Here is a 20,315-nt window from a genome sequence, read left to right as displayed (position 1 = left end):
CGCGCCGGTCCGACGAAGCCGGCTACGCGAGCGCGTCGCGGATGCGGCGCGGCGCGTCCGTGATGAGCCCGTCGACGCCGAGCGCCGCGAGGTCCTGCGCTTCCCGCGGGTCGTTCACGGTCCACACGTTGATCACGCGGCCTTGCCGCTTCAGGAGCGCGATGCGCTCGGGGGACGCGATCGTCCGCTCGATGTGCGCGGCGAGCGCACCGAGCGCCGGCGCGAGGCGCACGGCCGCGTCGTGGTAGCGGCTCCGGTGCACGAGGAGCGCGCGCGGGACGGCCGGCACCAGGGCGCCGAGGGAGGCGATCATGACCGGATCGAACGACGAGACGAGCAAGGCGTGGCGCGGATCCCAGGCGCGCACGAGCCGCGCGGTCGCGAGCACGACGGCGGTGCGATCGGGCACGTCCCGCTTCATCTCGATGTTGACGGCGAGCCGCCGGCCGCGCGCGAACGCGAGCACCTCGGACAGGAGCGGCACCCGGTCGCCGCGGAGGTCGACCCGCCGGAGCTCGTCCCAGGGGAGCGCCGCGGCGGCGCGCGGGTCCGCGCCCTCGGTCACCCGCGCGAGGTCCGGGTCGTGCAGCGCCACGAGCTCGCCCGAGCCGCACAGCCGCACGTCGAGCTCGATCCCGTCGGCCCCCTGCGCCGCGGCTTCCTCGAAGGCGGCGAGGGTGTTCTCCGCGGGGGCGCCCTCGCCGCGCACGCCCCGGTGCCCGAAGAGGAGCGGCGCGCGCGTGGCCCGCGCGCGTGATGACGCTGCCCGCCCCGCCTCGCGCGCACTCCTGCGGAAGCGCTGCTCGGCCCAGGTCACCGCGCGGGCTCCCCGTCGAGCTCCTCGGCGACGGCGCGGGCCGCCTCGCGCGCGCGCTCGAGCGCGGAGAGCGGGAAGGACGCCGCGCCGACCGCCGGGTGCCCGCCCCCCTCGTAGCGGCGGCAGATGGGGGCGATGTCGCGATCGCGGGGGACGCCGCACCACGGGTTGTAGCCGACCGAGAGCTTGTAGTGCTGCTTCTGCCGGGAGAGCGTGACCGAGTACACGCAGTCCGGGTACATCGCGTACGTCATGAACTTGCCGACCGCCTCGAGCGGCGCGTCGGAGAGGTCGACGAGCACCACGCGGCCGAGCTTCCGCGCGCCGCGCTCGATGCGCGTGACGAACGTCTGCCGCGAGATGGAGAGGGGACGCCAGAGCTCCTGGATGTCCGCCTCGCGCGCCACCTCGCTCACGGGCCGCTCGACGAGCCGGGGCACCACCGAGGCGAGGAACGGCCCGTCCCCGTGGTGCTCCACCACGGAGGCGAGCTGCATGATCGGCTCCTCCCGGCTCACGGCGGCCTCGGCCGAGGGGAAGCGCGCGGTGTCGATGAGGTCGGCCCACCGGATGAGCTCATCGGCGCCGGACATCTCGACGCCGAAGTGATCGCGCGCGACGTCCGCGATGAGCTTCGTGCACGAGCCGTAGGCGGCGTCGTAGAAGACCTGAGGCGCGTCGCCCGCGACCTTCGCGCGCGACGCGCCGGCGAGCGCCGCGTCGCGCTCCTCGTCCGAGCCGAACCCGGTGACGTGGTGGTCGAAATACCACGTCAGCTTCTTCGTCGGCGTGTAGCGGAAGTCGAGGATCGCGTTCTCGTCGCCGTCGAGCCACGAAGGCGGGATCATCGTCATGCCCGGGCCGTACCCGCAGGAGCGGTACCGCAGCGCGAGCGGCTCGCCCGGGCGGAGCGCCTGCATCAGGCGGGTGAACAGCGCCGCGCTCGCCATGCCGTCGAAGCAGTGACCATGCGTCGCGACGACGATGTCCCTGGGTTTCATCGGGCGACTGGGTAGCACGACCCACGGCCGGCCGCTCGCAGGCCGAGCGCGGCGCGGCCGTTCTGGTAGGCTCCGCGCGATGCGGCGCGCTCTCGCTCTCGTCGAACTGCATCCGTTCGGGCCGGCGCGCCGCCTGCTCGCTACGTCGCTCGCGCTCGCAGTGTCGGCTTGCGGCGGAGGCCGCGCCGAGGTCCTGCGCCCCAGCCCGCCGCCTCCGCCGGCCTCCTCGCCCCCGCCCGACGTGCCGCGGAACCCGCCGCCTCCGCGCGACGCGCCCGAGCTGGACCCGGAGGCGTCGCGCCTGTTCCTGAGCCGCGCGGCAGAGCAGCGGCCCGCGGCGAGCGCGCCGGTGCCGCGCGTGACGGCGCTCGCGCTCGCCAACACCGCGCGCGGGGAGGCGAGGGGCATGGCGCCCCTCGGCGACGTCGTGTCGCTCGCGATCGCGGAGGGGGAGAGCGCCGCGATCCCCGTGCGCGTCCCGCGCGGTGTCGACGAGTGCGCGGTGTTCATCGCGCAGGGCGGGCTCGGCGTGATCGAGGTCGATCTCTTCGTCACGAAGGGCGCGCCGCCCGCGCTCGAGATCGTCGCCCAGGACGCGGACCGCGGGCCGGTCGCGGTGATCGGCGGCCGGGGAGCGTGCCTCTCGGCGCCCGGCGCCGCGCCGCTCGCCGTGGAGCTCCACGCGCAGGTGCGGCGCGGCGCGGGCGTCGTGCTCGTCCAGGGCTTCCGGGGCGCGCGCCCGGCCCCGGCGCCCGGCGCCGCGCCGCCCGGCGCGACCCCGCCTGACACGGCGCCGCCGAGCGCCGCGCCTCGCGTGCCGCCCCGATAGCGCGGCGACCGCGCCGGGCGCGGGCGGCCGCGCGCTCCTCGTGCTGCGGTCCTCATTTCGCGCAACTCGTCCCGGGCGTCGGTCGACACGCCGCGTATGGCGTCGATCGAGATCCAGCCCGCAGATCCCTCCTACCCCGCGCAGCTCTGGGCCCTCGTTACGGAGACCGAGGCCGCGCCGCCGACGCTCTATCTCCGCGGCGCGCTCCCGGCGTGCCCGGGCGTCGCGATCGTCGGGACGCGCGCCGCGAGCGACGAGGCCCTCCGGTTCACCCGCGCGCTCGCCGCGGCGCTCGGCGAGGCGGGCTTCTCGATCTGGTCGGGCGGGGCGCGCGGCGTCGACGCGGCCGCGCACGAGGGCGCGCTCGACGCGCGCGCGCCGACGGTCGTCGTCGGCGGCGGAGGCCACGCGCACCCGTACCCGCGCGAGCACGCGGCGCTGTTCGCGCGCGTCCTCGCCGCGGGCGGCGCGCTGCTCGCGCGCGTCCCCGACGACACGCCGCCGCTGCCGGCGCTGTTCCTCCAGCGCAACGCGGTCCTCGCCGCGCTCACGCTCGCGACCGTCGTGGTCGAGGCGGGGGTCGAGAGCGGCGCCCGCTCCGCCGCCGCGGCGGCCCGCCGCCTCGGCCGCCACCTCTGCGTCGTCCCCCACGCCCCGTGGAGCCCGCGCGGCGTGGGCTGCGCGCTGGAGCTCGTCTCCGGCGCGCGCCCCATCACGCGCGCGGCCGACGTCATCGACGTCCTCGGGGGGCAGGCGCCGCCGCCCCGCCGGCGGGCGCGGCGCTCGGCGCGCAACAGGCCGGCCGGCGGGGGCACGCTCCCGCTCCCGGAGGCCGCCTTCGGGGCGCGGACGGGCGTTTTGCCCGAGGAAAATGGGCCACCTCCGTCGATGAGCGCGGCCGAACGCGCGGTCCTCGACGCCCTGGACGCCCGGCCGGCGCACGTGGATGAGGTCTGCGAGAGGACGGGGCTTCCGCCCAGACGCGCCGTGGAGGCACTCTTGACGTTGACGCTCCAGGCCGTAGTAGTAGAGGGGCCCGCCGGGTTGTTTCGGCGGGCTCTTCGTTGAAGGGGCGCGCCGGCTCACCCTGCCCAGTGCGGTTTCGGGTGGCAGCCTCCTCGCGGGGGGGCCTCCCTCGCACCGAAGGGCGCCCTTCAATCCTCACAAGCCCGATCTCGTTGCTCAGAAGGTGGTGATGGCCAAGACGCTCGTCATCGTGGAGTCGCCGGCGAAGGCGAAGACCATCAAGAAATATCTCGGCAACGGGTACGAGGTGTTCGCCTCGAAGGGGCACGTCAAGGACCTGCCCAAGAAGCAGAACGCCGTCGACGTGCAGAACGATTTTGCCGAGACCTACGAGGTCATCGAGGGCAAGGAGAAGGTCCTGGAGGAGCTGAAGTCCGCCGCGAAGAAGGCGGACGAGGTGCTCCTGGCGACCGACCCCGATCGCGAAGGGGAGGCGATCGCGTTCCACATCTCGGAGGAGATCAAGAACCCGAGGCTGAAGGTGGCGCGGGTCGAGTTCCACGAGATCACGAAGAAGGGGGTCGACCACGGCGTCCACAACCCCCGCAAGCTCGACGAGAACCTGTACGACGCGCAGCGGGCGCGGCGCGTGCTCGACCGCATCGTCGGCTACGACGTCTCGGCGCTCGTGTGGTCGAAGCTCGCGTTCGGCCTCTCGGCGGGGCGGGTGCAGTCGGTCGCGCTGCGGCTCATCGTGGACCGCGAGCGCGAGGTCGAGGCGTTCGTCCCGGAGGAGTACTGGAACATCGCGGTCGGCCTCGGCGCGGCGAGCCCGCCGCAGCGCGCCCCGTTCGTCGCGAAGCTGGCCTCCGCCGACGGCAAGAAGCTCGAGGTGACGAACGGCGAGGTCGCCGGGAAGGTGCGCGCCGATCTCGAGACCGCCCGCTACAAGGTGGCGAAGGTCGTGCGGCGCGAGCAGAAGCGCAACCCGCCCGCGCCGTACACCACCTCGAAGCTCCAGCAGGACGCGACGAACTACCTGCACTTCGGCGCCAAGCGGACGATGCAGATCGCCCAGGCGCTCTACGAGGGCATCGACCTCAAGCGCGATGGCGGTCCGGTCGGCCTCATCACGTACATGCGTACCGACTCGACGCGCGTCAGCGACGACGCGATCGCCGAGGTGCGCGGCGTGGTCGCGAAGCGGTACGGCAAGGAGTTCGTCCCCGAGCGCCCGAACGTCTACAAGTCGAAGAAGAACGCGCAGGACGCACACGAGGCGATCCGGCCGACGAGCGTCGAGATCCACCCGGACTCGATCAAGAAGCACCTCAAGGACGAGCAGTACAAGCTGTACAAGCTCATCTGGAACCGCTTCGTCGCCTCGCAGATGACCCCGGCGGTGTACGACCGCACGACGGTCGAGATCGACGTCGCGCCGACGGTCGCGGCGCCCGCGTACCGGAGCTACCTCGCCCGGGCGACCGGGCGGATCCTCAAGTTCGCCGGCTGGCTGCAGGTGACGGAGGGCCAGCAGGAGTTCGCGGGCGAGGAGGAGAGCGCAGGCGCCGCTGCGGACGGCGGCGCCGCCGCGCCGGCGCCCGAGGCGACCGCCGCCGAGGCGGAGCGCGCGGCGCCGGGGCCGTCGGCCGAGGAGGACTCGGAGGCGCTCCTGCCGGACATGAAGGAGGGCGAGGCGCTCGCCGTGTCGCCCCCGGGCGTCATCACCGACCAGAAATTCACGCAGCCGCCGCCCCGCTACAACGAGGGCTCGCTCGTGCGTGAGCTGGAGAAGCGCGGCATCGGCCGCCCGTCGACGTACGCCGAGATCATCAGCAAGGTGCAGCAGCGCGCGTACGTCGAGAAGCGGGACGGCGGCGCGTTCCAGCCGACGCTCCTCGGGAAGTTCGTGGTCGACGGCCTCGTCCGGTCGAACCTCGACATCATGGATCCGAACTTCACGGCGCAGATGGAGGAGGAGCTCGACGCCGTCGGCGCCGGCAGCCTGAAGCGCGAGCAGCTGCTCAAGACCTTCTACAAGAAGTTCAGGGAGCAGCTCGACAAGTCGAAGAAGCTCGCGCCGTGGAAGCCCGAGGCCGAGAAGACCGACATCGTCTGCGACGAGTGCGGGTCGATGATGCTCAAGAAGTGGGGCAAGAACGGCTGGTTCTTGAGCTGCGAGCGCTACCCGAAGTGCAAGGCGACGCGCGACCTGTCCGACGCGCGGGGGACCGCCGCCGTCCGCGAGACCGACATCTCGTGCGACAAGTGCGGGAAGCCGATGATCATCAAGACGGGCCGCTTCGGCGACTTCCTGTCGTGCACGGGGTACCCGGCCTGCAAGAACACGCGCCCGGTTCCGCTCGGCGTCGCGTGCCCGAGCTGCGGCGGCGATCTCATCGAGATCCGGCCGCGCAAGAAGGGCGGGCGCACCTTCTACGGCTGCTCCAACTGGAACGCCGAGCAGAAGTGCGAGTTCAAGCTCTGGCAGAAGCCGGTGCCGGTCCCGTGCCCGCAGTGCGGCGCGAAGTTCGTCACCCGCACCGGCGGCAAGAAGGCGATGCTCGTCTGCGCGACGAAGGACTGCGGCTTCAAGCAGGAGATCGTCGAGGGGGAAGGGGAGGACGGCGCCGCCGACGGCGCCGCCACCCCGGACGCCGCGGCGGCCGTCGCGAGCGCCGCCCCGGCGCCGGCCGCCCGGCCCGCGCCGGCGGAGCCCACGCCAGCCGGCCGGCCCGAGGCCGCGCCGCACGGCGCTGGCGCGGCCCCGGGGGCCGCCGAAAAGCCCGCGCGGGCCGTGCGCGCCCGCCGCACGGCGAGCTAAGAAGCCCGCGAGACCCCCCACCCTGGTGAGCTGTATGAACGGAGCGGAGAGCCCGCACGACGTCGTCGTCGTCGGAGGCGGCCTGGCCGGTTGCGAGGCGGCGTACCAGCTCGCGCAGCGCGGGCTGCGCGTGCGCCTCGTCGAGATGAAGCCTCACAAGCGTACGCCCGCGCAGACGAGCGATCGGATGGCCGAGCTCGTGTGCTCGAACTCGCTGCGCGGCGCCGCGCTGAGCAACGCGGTGGGGCTCCTCAAGGAGGAGCTCCGGCGCGTGGGCTCGCTCGCCTTGCGGTGCGCCGACGAGACCTCGGTGCCGGCCGGTGGCGCGCTGGCGGTCGACCGCGAGCGGTTCGCCGAGGCGATGACGCGGGCGATCGAGGCCCACCCCCGGATCACCGTCGAGCACCGGGAGGTGACCGAGATCCCCGCCGAGCGGCCCGTGATCCTCGCGACGGGGCCGCTCACCTCCGACGCCCTCGCGGCGAGCCTCGCCGCGGCCGTCGGTGCCGAGCACCTCGCCTACTACGACGCGATCGCGCCGATCGTCAGCGCCGACTCGATCGACTGGTCGCGCGTGTGGAAGCAGTCGCGCTACGGCAAGGGGGGCGCGGTCCGCGGCGACCGGGCCGCGCAGCGGGAGCCAACCGCGCAGCCGGACCGGGCCGCGCAGCGGGAGCAAACCGCGCCGCCGGAGGACGCGGCCGAGCGCCGCGACGACGCCGAGGCCGGCGACGAGGCGTACGTGAACTGCCCCTTCGACGAGGCGCAGTACAAGGCGTTCGTCCAGGCCCTCGTCGCGTCGGAGAAGGTGGAGGCCCGCGCCTTCGAGGAGGTGCGTTACTTCGAGGGGTGCCTGCCCTGCGAGGTGATGGCGGCGCGCGGCGAGCAGACGCTCGCGTTCGGGCCGATGAAGCCGGTGGGGCTCACCGATCCGCGCACAGGCCGGCGCCCCTACGCGGTGCTCCAGCTGCGCCCGGAGGACGAGGCGGCGACGGCGTACAACCTGGTCGGCTTCCAGACGCGCATGAAGTACGCCGAGCAGCTGCGGGTGTTCCGGATGGTGCCCGGCCTCGAGGAGGCCGAGTTCCTCCGCACGGGCTCCGTGCACCGCAACACCTTCGTCGACGCTCCGGCGCTCCTCGGCCCCGCGATGGAGCTCCGCGCGCTGCCGGGCGTGCACCTGGCCGGCCAGATCGCGGGCGTCGAGGGCTACGTGGAGAGCGCCGCGGCGGGGTTCGTGTGCGCGATCCTCCTCGCGCAGCAGCTGCGGAACGAGCCGCTCCGGCCGCCGCCGCCCACGACGGCGCTCGGCGGCATCCTCACGCACCTCGGCCGGAAGCAGCCCACGTATCAGCCGTCCAACATCACCTGGGCGCACATCGCGCCGCTCGATGCGGCGCACGGCAAGCTGCGCAAGCGCGCCCGCTACGAGGTGATGGCCGAGCGCGCCCTCCGCGACCTCGACGCGTGGTGGGCCGCGGGCTGACGGCGGCTCGCCGCGCTCCCGCATGGCGCGCGGCGCGCCAATCGTGCGCGGGCTGCCCGCAGCGCGCTGGCTTGGATAGCCTGGCGGTGGTGCGCCGCGCGCCGCCCGCGCGCTCCCGAGAGCCCGCCCGCGCGGACCCGCGCCCATGGAGGTAGCCGATGAAACTTCGCTTGTTTGCGCTCCTTGCGCTCGCCGTTCCTTCCGCGACGCTCCTGTCGCCGCGCGAGGCGCTCGCCTGCGGCGGGTGCTTCGCCCCGCCCACCGAGACGACGGTCGTCAACGCGCACCGGATGGTGCTCTCCGTGTCGCCCGTCCAGTCGGTGCTCTGGGATCAGATCCAGTACTCGGGCGATCCGAGCGCGTTCGGGTGGGTGCTCCCGGTGAAGCGCGGGGCGATCCTCGAGGAAGGGTCGAATGCCTGGTTCGAGACGCTCGACGCGGCCACGTCGGTGCGCATCACCGCGCCGAGCTCCACCTGCGCCCGGAGCGGCGGGGGCTGCGGCGCGAGCCTCGCCTCCGCGGACGCGGCGGGGAGGGCGTTCGGCGGCGATGACGTCGTGGTGCTTCACCGCGGCACCGTCGGTCCGTACGAGACCGTGACGCTCGCGACCGACACGCCCGGCGTGCTGAACGCGTGGTTCGACAAGAACGGCTTCAACGTCGACGAGTCGACGCAGCCGATCATCGACGCCTATGTCGACGAGGGCTTCGACTTCATCGCCATCAGGCTCCAGCCGGGCAAGGACGTGAAGGAGATGACGCCGGTGCGGGTCGTCACGCCGGGGGCGAACGCCGCGCTCCCGCTCCGGATGGTCGCCGCCGGGACGGGCGCGAACGTCGCGATCACCCTCTTCACCATCAGCGAGGCGCGGCTCGCCCCCGAGGGGTTCGCGGCCGCGGCCGTCCCCATCGACCTCCTCGCGTGGGACTTCGCCTCGCAGGAGTCGAACTACGGCGTGCTCCGCGAGAAGGCGATCGCGGCGGCCGACGGCGGCCGCGCGTTCCTCACCCCCTACGCGCAGCAGGGCTCGCTGTTCTCGCCCGTGTCGAGCCCCGCGGCGCCGTTCGGCGTGCGCTACACGACGAGCGGCTCGACCACCCCGGTCGACACGATCGCCGCCGCGTTCGCCCAGCAGGGGCTCGCCAACGGCGAGACCGGCGAGGTCCAGGACTCCGCGTGCGCCGTGCGCTTCGCCGAGATCGCGACCGAGAGCCGCGCCGTGGCGAACCCGTGCCCGGCCGGCGTCCCGCTGTCCCATCCGAGCTGCGGGGAGGTCGCCGCCGACCAGATTGACGCGCGCGAGCTCGCGTGCGGGGCGCTCGACGACCTCGCGATCGCGATGGTCGGCCTGCACCCGAAGGACGTCTGGCTGACGCGTCTCGAGGCGAACCTGCCGCGCGCCGCGCTCGACACGGACCTCGTCCTGAGCCCCGCGCCGCAGGAGCGGGTCGACAACTGGCTGCGCGCCCGCGTCAGCGTCCACGCCGACGTGCTCTGCGGCGCGGCGAGCCCGGTCCTCGACGGCGACCGCCCCTCGCGGACCCGCGGGCAGGGCACGCTCGTGGGCATGACGCTCGGCGCCCTCGCCCTCGCGGCGGCGCTCGCCCGACGCGGCGCGCGCCGCCTCGCCTCCCGCCCGGCCTGACCGGCGCTCAGACGCCTTCGTCCCGCGTCCTGGCCCGGGCGACGGGCAGGGCGTGGCCCTGCTCCGGGACGATGGTGAGGGCGCCGTCCGCCTCCAGGATGGCCCATCGCACCTGGGAGAGGCGCTCCAGCCCGCTCTTGTGCATCTCGGACAGGATCTCCTCCGGCTGGATCCGCTCGCGATTGCACGCCTCCTCCAGGATACGGCCCTTCGCGACCAGCACCGTGGGCGAGCCGTCGATGACCTCGGACGCCTTCGGGAAGAGGTGCGTCAGGACGGACGTCAGGAACACGAGCACGAGGACGGTGGACACGCCCGCGAGCGCGTTCGCGAGCGACGCCTCGCGGACGAGGGCCTGCGAGACGATCTCGGGGATCAGCATGAGGGTGACGAGCTCGAACGGCGACATCGAGCTGAGCTCGCGCTTGCCGAGCACGCGGAACGCGGCGGCGAGGAACACATAGACGACGGCGACGCGGGCGACGGTCTCCATGGTGATCTCAGGGGAAGATGAACGTGCGGAGCGGCACGTGGACGCCGCGCTCCCCGCCGCACGACAGGGTCGCGTTGCCCGAGGCGAGCCAGCTGCGCTCGCCGCGGAGCTCGATGTCGATCCGGCGGCGCTCGCCGGGCGCGAGGTCGCCCAGCGCGAAGCGCCCGAACGCCGCCTCTGCAGGCGTGGTGTGGTGCTCCTCGAAGCTGTCCAGGTACGCCTCGTCGATCGTGAGCGCGGCCCCCCGGCAGGGCTCGCCCGCCGTGTTCTCCACGTCGAGCGTGACCCGCTCCATGTCGCGGAAGCGCATCCGCTCGGGGTAGGCGACGCGGAGGGTGAGCCCCTGCGCCGTCGCCTCGCGCGTCTGCAGCGCGTGCATGAACAAGGCGCTCGCGGCCACGCAGGCGAGCGCGAGCGCGCCGATCGCGTGCAGGGGATCCAGGGCGAGCCGGCGCCGCAGGGGCGGCGCGGACGGCGGTGTGGGCACGGGTTCGGACGGCGCCCGGCGCGACCTGGTGCGCGTCCGGGCGGGCCGAGGAGCGGAGAGCTCGCGGGTGGCGGGGATCATCGCGCCCACGCCGTTCAAGACTGGTGCCGCGCCAGCTCGCGCACGCGCGGTCCGCTCGCGAGGCGGCCGCTGCGCCGGAGAGGCCGCTTGCCCCGCAGGCACCGCGGACGGCGCCGTGAGCGTGGCGCTTTGCCACGTGGTGAGCCTCCCGTTGCTGACATCCCTGCGCGATCGCGCCTTGGCGATGTGGCACACGGGCTGCTTGAGCCACGGCGGTGAGCGCGCGGGCCGCTGTGGCAATCGAGCTGCAACCGCCCGGCGTTCGGGACTCGACATGACCTGCTCGGCGCCGACGTTTCCAGGCTCCAGGGCGGACTCCAGCACCGCTCGCGCTGCGGCAGGGGGCGCTCTCCACACGACGCGCCTCCTCCCCGGGATGAAATGGGTGCTCGAGTCGCTCCTCGATGACATCGCGCTCGCCCGGGAGCGGATATGGATCTCGACGTACATCTACCGCAACGATCTCATGGGTCGTCGCTTCGCCGACGCCTTCGCGAGCGCCGCGCGGCGCGGCGTGGATGTCCGGCTCCTGTACGACGCGCTCGGCAGCCACACGACGCCGGCGGCGTTCTTCGAGGACATGAGGGCCCGCGGCATCCGCGCCCGCGCCTACAGGCCGCTCAGCGCCGTCCTCCGCGGGGGCGCCCTGTTCCCGCGGGAGCACTCGCGCATCGTCGTGATCGACGGCGCCGGGTACGTCGGCGGCGCTGCGTGGGCCGACGAGTGGCTGCCGCGCGACGAGGGCGGCGACGGCTGGCACGAGGTCTGTAGCCGGGTGATGGGGCCCTGCGTGACCGACATGGCGCGGGCGTTCGAGTGCCGCTGGATGCTCGCCAACGAGGCCGCGGGGCGCTCCTTCGATTGCTGGACGGGCGGCGTCTACGACGACGTGGAGTTCATCACCGACGCGCTCACGCCGCCCGCGGTCATCTACGAGCGCCACCTCGCGCGGGTGCGCGCGGCGAGGCGGCGGGTGTGGATCGAGAACGCGTACTTCTGCCCTCCGCGCGGGCTCGAGCGCGAGCTCATCGACGCCGCGCGCCGCGGGATCGACGTGAAGATCATCGTGCCGCGCGACTCCGACCTTCCGGCCATCCGCCACGCGAGCCTCGCGCGGTACCCGTCATGGCTGGAGAACGGGCTCCAGATCCACGAGTTCCTCCCGTCGATGCTCCACGCGAAGTTCGCGGTGATCGACGACGACTGGGCGACGGTGGGGACCTTCAACGCGAACTCGACGAGCCTGAGGTGGGTGAGCGAGGCGAACCTCATCGTCAAGCAACCCGCCTTCGTGAGGGACGCGGCCCGCCTGTTCGAGCAGGACCTCGGGCGGAGCGAGGCTGTGCGCCTCGACAACCTGCCCCGGCAGGGCCCCTTCGCGCAGGCGCGCAACGCGCTGTGGAGCTTCGGCCTCGACCTGGTGGAGCCTCGCCATGCGGGCGCGCTCCCCGAGGCCGAGCGTGAGGGCGGGTTCCTGCAAGCGCTCGGCGTCTAGAACACCTATCACGTTGAAACCCGGAGAATTTTCACAGGGAGGCGGGGGGAGGAAGAAAGAATGAATTTCTTTCTCTTGCCGTCTCTCGCTCCCCGCCTCCCCGTCTCCCTGTGAATTTCCTGCTTTTCTCGTGGTTTCAACCCGTGTCGCTCTAGCCCGCCCGCCGGGCCGGCGTCCGGGCCGCTACGGCGCCGCTGGAGCGCTCGAGGAGCCCTCCGCTGCGCCGGCATCCGCGGCCGGCGGCGCCTCGTCGGCGGTCGCCGGACGATGGACGCCCTGCTCCTTCTCGGCCGCCCCGGCGTCATCGTAGACCTCCACGGCGCTCGGGGGCGCCTCGGCGGCCGGCGGGCAGGCCGCTTCCCCGCCTTCCTGGCCTCCGCCAGCCGGACAGGCGGCGCTCCCTGGCGCCTGCGCCGAGCTGGCGGAGACCGGCTGCGCAGACGAGGCCGGCGCCTCCGGGCCCGGGCTGGACCCGGACGAGCCGGGCGGCGGGCTCGCCGCTGGCGCCGGCGGCTTCCCGGTCGCGGCGGGCGCGTTCGCCGCCGGCGCCGCGACCGCAGCCCGCGCGGCGGCCGCGACCGGCGCCTGAGGCGCGGAGACCGCGGCCTTCACCGCGCGCGCCGGGCGCGATGTCGTGGGTTCGACCGGCGGCGCCGCGCTCCCCTGCGCCACGCCGTCCGGAAGGGAGCTCGCCACGAGCGGTGGCTGCGCCGGAGACGGCGCCGCGGCGACCATCGCCACGGGCTGGACCAGCGGCGCCGGCATCGACTCGCCCGCGCGACCCGCCGTGCCCAGCGCGACGCTCCACACCGCCGCTCCCGCCAGGGCCACGAGCCCGGCCGCCGCGACGGCGCGGAGCGGAAAGCGCTCCCGCCACGACGACCGCGGCGACGGAGACGCCGCCCCCGGCAGATTCACCATCGCGGTCGCCTCGGACCACGCGCGCTCCCCGCTCTCCTCGATCCCCTTGCGCTCCACCGCCCCCGGCGCGCCGTGACCCGCCGCAGCCGCCGCCCCCGGCGCCCTCGGCGCGGCCGTCATGGGCACCTGCAGCTCCAGGGAGTCGTCCGCGCGGCGCGAGTGCAGCGTCGGCGCGGAGCTCACCGCGTTCAGCCGCGGCGACGGCGACGGGATCTGGCTGGCCCGCTCGTCCAGCCATTGCGCGCGGAGCGACGCGCCGCACACGTCCTCCGAGACTCCCCTCGAGACAAGCCACGTCGCGAGCGCGCTGCCCAGCTCGCGCATGCTCCCCCAGCGATCCGCCGGATCCTTGCGCAGCCCGCGCTCGATGATCGACCACAGCGCCGGATCCGAGCCGCACCGCTCGACGAGCGAGCGCACCGGATCCTGGACGATCGCGCGCAGCGTCCCGAACCCCTGCTCCCCGGCATACGGGGTCTCGCCCGCGATCGCCTCGTACAGCATCGTGCAGAGCGCCCAGATGTCCGCGCGATGATCGATGTGGCCTTGCCCGAGCGCCTGCTCCGGCGGCATGTACTGCGGAGTCCCGATCACGGCCGCGCCCGTCGATCCGGACTCGGGCTCGGTCCACGTCACCTTCGCGATCCCGAAATCGACGACCTTGGGCCTTATCCGCCCGTCGCCCTGATTCGCGAGCATCACGTTGTCCGGCTTGAGATCCCGGTGAACGACGCCCCGCTCGTGGGCCGCGTGCATCGCGCTCGCGACCGGCAGCAGGATCGCCAGCGCCACCTCGGGAGCGAGCCGGCGCTCGCGGCAGAGCACGTCCCGGAGGGCCTCGCCCTCCAGGAGCTCCATCACGATGTACGGGGTGCCGCCCGCGGTCTTGCCGAGATCGAAGACACGCACGATCCCGGGGTGGCTGAGCTTCGCCGCGGCCCGCGCCTCACGCAGCAGGCGCTCGGCGATCGCGGGAGAGCGCATCTCCGGCCGCAGCACCTTGATGGCCACATTGGCCTCGAGCGCCGTGTTCGTGGCGACCCAGACAGACCCCATCGCGCCCTCTCCCGCTTTGCGGAGGAGCTGGTACTTCTCGCCCACCACCGTGTCGACCTCGAAGCATTCCCCTGAGGTGTGCTCGAACGCCTGGGTCATGTTGCTCGACATGCGCTCTCCTGCCGTCTGCTCCGGCCATCCGCCGCTCGCCACGCGACGGCACGCGCCGAGTCTGGAGCATCGCGTGTGCCAGGCGATCCGCTCGGGGAGCTCCTGAACGCCTGCACGGGCGCGTCAGCGGCAGCGCGCCTCAGCGAGGCAAGTTGCCACGTGCCTTCCGCCTTCCGGCGACCGCTCAGATGAAGCTGTCGTAAGGGCGCCGCTGCGAGCTCTCGCTCCGGACGTCCTCGGCGCCGGCGTACTCGAGGATCAATTCCAGGATCTCTGCGTCTCGCTCGGAGGAAGCATTTACGCCCACGAGGATCGCGCCTTGTCGTAGGCCGCTGTCATAGATGCTCGCCCGGTGCTCGGGAATGCCGGCGCTGACGAGCGCGTCGACGAGCCCGCCGGCCGCGCCGCCCGCGCCAGCTCCGGCGAGCGCGGCCTCGATGGGCCCCGCCGCCACGAGCCCCAGGTCAGGGAACGCCACGCTCGCGCCGAGCACCACGAGCGAAGTCGAGGCTGCCCCCGCCGCCCCGCCGACGTCCGCCGCCGCGCCGGCGGTTCCGTCCACGGCGCGCTGGTCGGACCCCGCATCGCTCATGACAAGGCTGATGGCGTCACGCGTGTATCCACAGCTCATCACGCGCTCAACCGACCTTTCGGCGTCCGACCGTGTCCTGACGAGACCGGTCACCAGCTTTGGCCTCACCTACAGCTCCTTTCCCGATGAACGTCCTCTCGCGCGCGCCCTGCCTGTATTCTGGAAACCCACATCGTCACAGCAGGCGACAGCAGGCAGCATGCCAAAGGAAAATGCGGGAAATGCTCGGTACTCTGCGCAGTCGATCGCCCGTGTGCCGCGCAAGAGCTTGCGCAGGTGCGCCACACTGAGGCGTCGTTGCAGCGCAGACGAAACCGCCGGGCGTGCTCGGGGGTGATCGCGGGTGTTGTGTGGAGAGCGGCGGTGACGGGAGATGAAGCGAGCTCAGCGATGCAGCCAGATGCGGAGCTGCGCCAGCAGCTGCTCCGTGTCGACCGGCTTCGAGGTGTAGTCGGTCGCGCCCGCCTCCAGGCACTTCTCCCGGTCGCCTTTCATCGCCCTCGCCGTGACGGCGATGATCGGCAGCGTCTGGAATGCCGGCTGTTTGCGGATTGCGCGGATCGTGTCGTATCCGTCCATCTCCGGCATCATGATGTCCATGAGCACGACGTCGATGCCGCTCGTGCTCGCCAGGCGCTCGATGGCGGCCTTCCCCGTGTCGGCGGTGAGGGTGCTCATCCCGTAGCTCTCGAGGACGGTCTTCAGCGCATAGATGTTGCGGAAATCGTCGTCGACGATCAGCGCACACTTGCCGGCGAGCGCGGCGGCCGACTCGTGGAGCTGCTCCACGATGAGCCGCGCCGGCTCCGGCAGATCCGAGACCCGGCGGTGCAGCGCGAGCGTAACCTCGTCGATCAGGCGCTCTCTCGACTGGACATGCTTCACAGGCAGCTTCTGCGCCAGCCGGGAGAGCTGCGCCTCGTCGTCCCCGGCGACGCCGGCCGGCGCGACCACGATGGCCGTGAGATCGACGAAGCGCCCTGCGCGATCGAGGCGCTCGATGAGCTCGAGGCCGGGCATGTCCGGCAGGTGCAGGTCGAGCACGATCGCGTCGAACGCCTCGCGATCGAGCGCGTCGAGCGCCTCCTGGGCCGTCGTCGCGCTGGCGACCGTGACCTCCTCGTCCCCGAGCAGCTCGGTCACCGGGGCGAAGGAGGCCTCGTCCGGCGCAACGACGAGCAGCCGGCGCAGCGGCGAGCCGATCAGCCCGGCGAGCCGCGCGAACGCCTCGTCGAGCGCCGTCCTGCTGCTGAGCGGCTTGTTGAGCAGGCCCACCGCGCCCATCCGCCGCGCGCGGCTCCGCTCCTCCTCCGTCTCTGTCGTGATCACCTGGACCGGGATGTGCCGCGCCGAGAGGTCGCGCTTCAGGCAGTCGAGCACGCGCCACCCGTCGACGTCCGGCATGTTGATGTCCAGCGTGATCGCCGCGGGCTGGATCTCTCGCACCAGCGAGAGCGCCGTCGCGCTGCGGAGCGCGACGACCGCCTTGAATCCGTGCTCCCGCGCGACATCCACGAGGAAGCGCGCGAACACGGTGTCGTTCTCCACGATCAGGATCGCGCGGTCGCCGGGGCGGACGTTCTCGCTGTCGTCGATGATCTGGACGTCCGCGCTCGCGGACGTGCGATCCGACGGCCGGCTGCTGTGGACGGCATCATCGATGGACGGCGGCGCGTCGAGGACGTGAGTCGGCTGCCGCCGCGTCGCCCGCACGGGCCGGAAGGTGCGCGGCAAGTAGAGCGTGAACGTGCTGCCGCGGCCCGGCGCGCTGACCAGCGTGAGATCGCCGCCGAGCATCCCCGCGATCTCCCGGCTGATCGCGAGCCCGAGCCCTGTGCCGCCGTACTTGCGGCTCGTGCTGCCGTCCGCCTGCTGGAACGCCTCGAAGACGATCTGCTGCTTGTCCGGGGCGATCCCGATCCCTGTGTCATGGACGGAGAGCGCGATCACCACATCGGACCGGCTGAGCACTTCGTTCTCACGGCTCCAGCCGCTGCGGGCCACTGTCACCTCCAGGACCACCTTGCCGCGCTCGGTGAACTTGAAGGCGTTGGAGAGCAGGTTCTTGAGCACCTGCTGCAGCCGCTTCGCGTCGGTGAACATCGACGTCGGCAGCGTCGACGAGAAGGAGAGCTCGAAATCGAGCTTCTTGGCCTCGGCGACGTGCCGGAACGTGCGACGCACGTAGTCCGAGAGGTCCGTGAAGCTGATCTCTCCGACGTCGACGACGACGGTGCCCGACTCGATCTTCGTGAGATCGAGGATGTCGTTGATGAGCCCCAGGAGATCGGTGCCTGACGCGTGGATCGTCTTCGCGTACTCGACCTGCCTCGCCGTGAGGTTCTGGTCGTTGTTCCTGGAGAGCTGGTCCGACAGGATGAGGAGGCTGTTCAGCGGGGTCCTGAGCTCATGGGACATGTTCGCCATGAACTCCGACTTGTACTTGGAGGTGAGGGCGAGCTGGCGCGCCTTCTCCTCCAGGGCCTGGCGGGCCTGCTCGACCTCGTGGTTCTTCCGCTCGACCTCCACGTTCTGCTCCGCCAGGAGCCGCGCCTTCTCGCCGAGCGCGGCGTTCGTCTCCTGGAGCTCCTCCTGCTGGCTCTGGAGCTCGCGCGCCAGCGACTGGGACTGCTTGAGCAGGTCCTCGGTGCGCATGTTGGCCTCGATCGTGTTGAGCACGATGCCGATCGACTCGGTGAGCTGGTCGAGGAACGCCTGGTGGGTCGGGCTGAAGCGCTCGAGCGACGCGAGCTCGATGACGGCCTTCACCTGCCCCTCGAAGAGCACGGGCATCACGATGATGTTGACCGGGGGCGCGTCGCCGAGGCCGCTCGTGATCGTGATGTAGTCGTGGGGCGCGTTGACGAGGAGGATCTTCTCCTTCTCGAGCGCGCACTGCCCGACGAGCCCCTCGCCCAGCTTGAACTGGTTGTCGACGTGCTTGCGCTCCTTGAACGCGTAGCTCGCGAGCAGCTTCAGGACGGGCTCCTCGCGGGCGGCATCCATGATGTAAAAGACGCCCTGCTGCGCCGTGACGACGGTGGCCAGCTCGGACAGGATCCTCCGGCCGACGGTGAGGAGATCCTTCTGCCCCTGGAGCATGCGCGAGAACTTGGCGAGGTTGCTCTTGAGCCAGTCCGTCTCGCTGTTCTTCAGCGTCGTGTCCTTGAGGTTCCGGATCATCTCATTGATGTTGTCCTTCAGCGCGGCGACCTCGCCCTGCGCCTCGACCTTGATGGACCGGGTGAGATCGCCCTTGGTCACGGCGGTGGCGACCTCGGCGATCGCGCGCACCTGCGTGGTGAGGTTCGCCGCGAGCTGGTTCACGTTGTCGGTGAGGTCCTTCCACGTGCCGGCCGCGCCGGGCACGCTCGCCTGCCCGCCGAGCTTGCCCTCGACGCCGACCTCGCGCGCCACCGTCGTCACCTGATCCGCGAACGTCGCGAGCGTCTCGATCATGCCGTTGATCGTGTCCGCGAGCGCGGCGATCTCCCCCTTGGCGTCGACGACCAGCTTGCGCTTGAGATCGCCGTTGGCGACAGCGGTCACGACCTTGGCGATGCCGCGCACCTGGTTCGTCAGGTTGCCGGCCATCGAGTTCACGTTGTCGGTGAGGTCCTTCCAGGTGCCTGCGACGCCGCGGACGTCGGCCTGCCCGCCGAGCTTTCCCTCGGTGCCGACCTCGCGGGCGACGCGGGTGACCTCGGAGGCGAAGGAGCGGAGCTGATCGACCATCGTGTTGATGGTGTTCTTGAGCTCCAGGATCTCGCCTTTCACGTCGACCGTGATCTTCTCGGAGAGATCGCCGTTGGCGACGGCGGTGGTGACGGCGGCGATGTTGCGCACCTGGGAGGTGAGATTGCCGGCCATCGAGTTGACAGAGTCGGTGAGGTCCTTCCAGGTGCCTGCGACGCCGCGGACGTCGGCCTGCCCGCCGAGCTTGCCCTCGGTGCCGACCTCGCGGGCGACGCGGGTGACCTCGGAGGCGAAGGAGTTGAGCTGGTCGACCATCGTGTTGATGGTGTTCTTGAGCTCGAGGATCTCGCCCTTGACGTCGACGGTGATCTTCTTCGAGAGATCGCCCTTGGCGACGGCGGTTGTGACGGTCGCGATGTTGCGCACCTGGGCCGTGAGGTTCGACGCCATCGAGTTGACGGAGTCGGTGAGGTCCTTCCAGGTGCCTGCGACGCCGCGCACGTCGGCCTGCCCGCCGAGCTTGCCCTCGGTGCCGACCTCGCGGGCGACGCGGGTGACCTCGGAGGCGAAGGAGTTGAGCTGGTCGACCATCGTGTTGATGGTGTTCTTGAGCTCGAGGATCTCGCCCTTGACGTCGACGGTGATCTTCTTCGAGAGATCGCCGTTGGCGACGGCGGTCGTGACGGCGGCGATGTTGCGCACCTGGGAGGTGAGGTTGCCGGCCATCGAGTTGACGGAGTCGGTGAGGTCCTTCCAGGTGCCTGCGACGCCGCGGACGTCGGCCTGCCCGCCGAGCTTTCCCTCGGTGCCGACCTCGCGGGCGACGCGGGTGACCTCGGAGGCGAAGGAGCGGAGCTGATCGACCATCGTGTTGATGGTGTCCTTGAGCTCGAGGATCTCGCCCTTCACGTCGACGGTGATCTTCTTCGAGAGATCGCCCGTGGCGACGGCGGTCGTGACGGCGGCGATGTTGCGCACCTGGGAGGTGAGGTTGCCTGCCATCGAGTTGACGGAGTCGGTGAGGTCCTTCCAGCTGCCGGCGACGCCGCGGACGTCGGCCTGCCCGCCGAGCTTTCCCTCGGTGCCGACCTCGCGGGCGACGCGGATGACCTCGGAGGCGAAGGAGCCGAGCTGCTCGACCATCGTGTTGACGGTCTTGGCGGTCCGGAGGAACTCGCCGTCGAGCGGCCTGCCGTCCACCTCGAGGGCCATCGTCTGCGAGAGATCGCCCTTGGCCACGGCGCCGATGACGCGCGCCGTCTCGGCGGTGGGGTGGACGAGATCGCCGATCAGCGCGTTGATGCACGCGATCTCGTCGGCCCAGGCGCCGCTCACCTCGCCGATGAAGGCGCGCTGGGAGAGCTTGCCCTCCTTGCCCACCGCGCGGCTCAGGCGGTCGAGCTCCTTCGCGAGCTTCTCGTTGCGCTCGACGACATCGTTGAACGTATCGGCGATCTTCCCGTCGAGCCCGAGCCAGTGGACGGGCAGCCGCACCGAGAAATCGCCCTTCTTCAGGCCCGTCAGCGACATCAGAAGCGTCCGCCGGTCGAGCTCGTCGCTCTCGAGCGGCGCGGCGGCCTGGGGGCGCTCGGCCGGGCGGGCCTTCCTCGCGCGCGCGGCGCCGTGCTGCAGCCCATCCCCGGACGCGGCCTTCTTGCTCTTGCCATTGCCGGCTCTCGCCTTGCGGGCCGCCTTGTCGAGGTCGCTTCGCTGCTCCATGCCGCTGTTCTCCTGGTCCCGCCTGCGGACAGGACCGATCGGTCACCAAGGAAAATGAGCGCGCCCCCGGGGCGCGGAGGGGCCCAGGGGGGCTG

13 protein-coding genes are annotated in these 20,315 nt (G+C 72.1%); 6 read left to right on the top strand and 7 right to left on the bottom strand.

The window, feature by feature from the left end:
- Nucleotides 1-22 precede the first annotated feature (22 nt).
- Nucleotides 23-817: a glycerophosphodiester phosphodiesterase gene (locus WMF11_RS29000; protein WP_437972993.1), complete on the bottom strand. Its 795-nt coding sequence runs from the start codon at nt 815-817 to the stop codon at nt 23-25.
- Nucleotides 814-1,818: a hypothetical protein gene (locus tag WMF11_RS28995; RefSeq protein WP_437972992.1), complete on the bottom strand. Its 1,005-nt coding sequence runs from the start codon at nt 1,816-1,818 to the stop codon at nt 814-816. The genes WMF11_RS29000 and WMF11_RS28995 overlap by 4 nt, the downstream gene beginning before the upstream one ends.
- Nucleotides 1,819-1,897: 79 nt before the next feature.
- Here WMF11_RS28995 and WMF11_RS28990 point away from each other — a divergent pair, with 79 nt between their 5' ends.
- The 5 genes from WMF11_RS28990 to WMF11_RS28970 all read left to right on the top strand — a co-directional run bounded on the left by WMF11_RS28990 (nt 1,898) and on the right by WMF11_RS28970 (nt 9,569).
- Complete coding sequence (locus tag WMF11_RS28990; RefSeq protein WP_437972991.1) at nt 1,898-2,647, top strand: hypothetical protein; 750 nt, start codon at nt 1,898-1,900, stop codon at nt 2,645-2,647.
- A 96-nt stretch (nt 2,648-2,743) separates the two neighbouring features.
- Nucleotides 2,744-3,715 carry a DNA-processing protein DprA gene (locus tag WMF11_RS28985; protein ID WP_437972990.1) on the top strand — a complete coding sequence of 324 codons (972 nt, stop codon included), beginning with the start codon at nt 2,744-2,746 and terminating at the stop codon, nt 3,713-3,715.
- 127 nt (nt 3,716-3,842) lie between these two features.
- A complete protein-coding gene (topA, locus tag WMF11_RS28980) occupies nt 3,843-6,437 on the top strand; it encodes a type I DNA topoisomerase (protein ID WP_437972989.1) in 2,595 nt (864 codons plus the stop codon).
- Nucleotides 6,438-6,471: 34 nt separating this feature from the next.
- Complete coding sequence (trmFO, locus tag WMF11_RS28975) at nt 6,472-7,923, top strand: methylenetetrahydrofolate--tRNA-(uracil(54)-C(5))-methyltransferase (FADH(2)-oxidizing) TrmFO (protein WP_437972988.1); 1,452 nt, start codon at nt 6,472-6,474, stop codon at nt 7,921-7,923.
- A 158-nt stretch (nt 7,924-8,081) separates the two neighbouring features.
- A complete protein-coding gene (locus WMF11_RS28970; protein ID WP_437972987.1) occupies nt 8,082-9,569 on the top strand; it encodes a DUF2330 domain-containing protein in 1,488 nt (495 codons plus the stop codon).
- Nucleotides 9,570-9,576: 7 nt separating this feature from the next.
- On the opposite strand, the gene WMF11_RS28965 is transcribed toward WMF11_RS28970, so the two are convergent.
- Both WMF11_RS28965 and WMF11_RS28960 read right to left on the bottom strand, forming a co-directional pair.
- Complete coding sequence (locus WMF11_RS28965) at nt 9,577-10,062, bottom strand: DUF421 domain-containing protein (protein WP_437972986.1); 486 nt, start codon at nt 10,060-10,062, stop codon at nt 9,577-9,579.
- A gap of 7 nt (nt 10,063-10,069) precedes the next feature.
- Nucleotides 10,070-10,549, bottom strand: a complete 480-nt coding sequence (locus WMF11_RS28960) for a hypothetical protein (RefSeq protein ID WP_437972985.1) — start codon at nt 10,547-10,549, stop codon at nt 10,070-10,072.
- A gap of 457 nt (nt 10,550-11,006) precedes the next feature.
- Between WMF11_RS28960 and WMF11_RS28955 the strand changes: the two genes are divergently transcribed.
- Entirely contained in the window at nt 11,007-12,125 is a 1,119-nt protein-coding gene (locus tag WMF11_RS28955) for a phospholipase D-like domain-containing protein (protein WP_437972984.1), read from the top strand.
- 183 nt (nt 12,126-12,308) lie between these two features.
- On the opposite strand, the gene WMF11_RS28950 is transcribed toward WMF11_RS28955, so the two are convergent.
- The 3 genes from WMF11_RS28950 to WMF11_RS28940 all read right to left on the bottom strand — a co-directional run bounded on the left by WMF11_RS28950 (nt 12,309) and on the right by WMF11_RS28940 (nt 20,220).
- Nucleotides 12,309-14,213 (bottom strand): serine/threonine-protein kinase, encoded by a 1,905-nt coding sequence (locus tag WMF11_RS28950; RefSeq protein ID WP_437972983.1) that lies wholly within the window; start codon nt 14,211-14,213, stop codon nt 12,309-12,311.
- Nucleotides 14,214-14,397: 184 nt separating this feature from the next.
- Complete coding sequence (locus WMF11_RS28945) at nt 14,398-14,805, bottom strand: hypothetical protein (RefSeq protein WP_437902480.1); 408 nt, start codon at nt 14,803-14,805, stop codon at nt 14,398-14,400.
- 384 nt (nt 14,806-15,189) lie between these two features.
- Entirely contained in the window at nt 15,190-20,220 is a 5,031-nt protein-coding gene (locus tag WMF11_RS28940; RefSeq protein WP_437972982.1) for a HAMP domain-containing protein, read from the bottom strand.
- Nucleotides 20,221-20,315 lie beyond the last annotated feature (95 nt).

The organism is Sorangium sp. So ce295 (genome assembly GCF_051527405.1).
GTDB lineage: Bacteria > Myxococcota_A > Polyangia > Polyangiales > Polyangiaceae > Sorangium > Sorangium cellulosum_B.
This window is presented reverse-complemented; position numbering and strand designations above follow the sequence as displayed.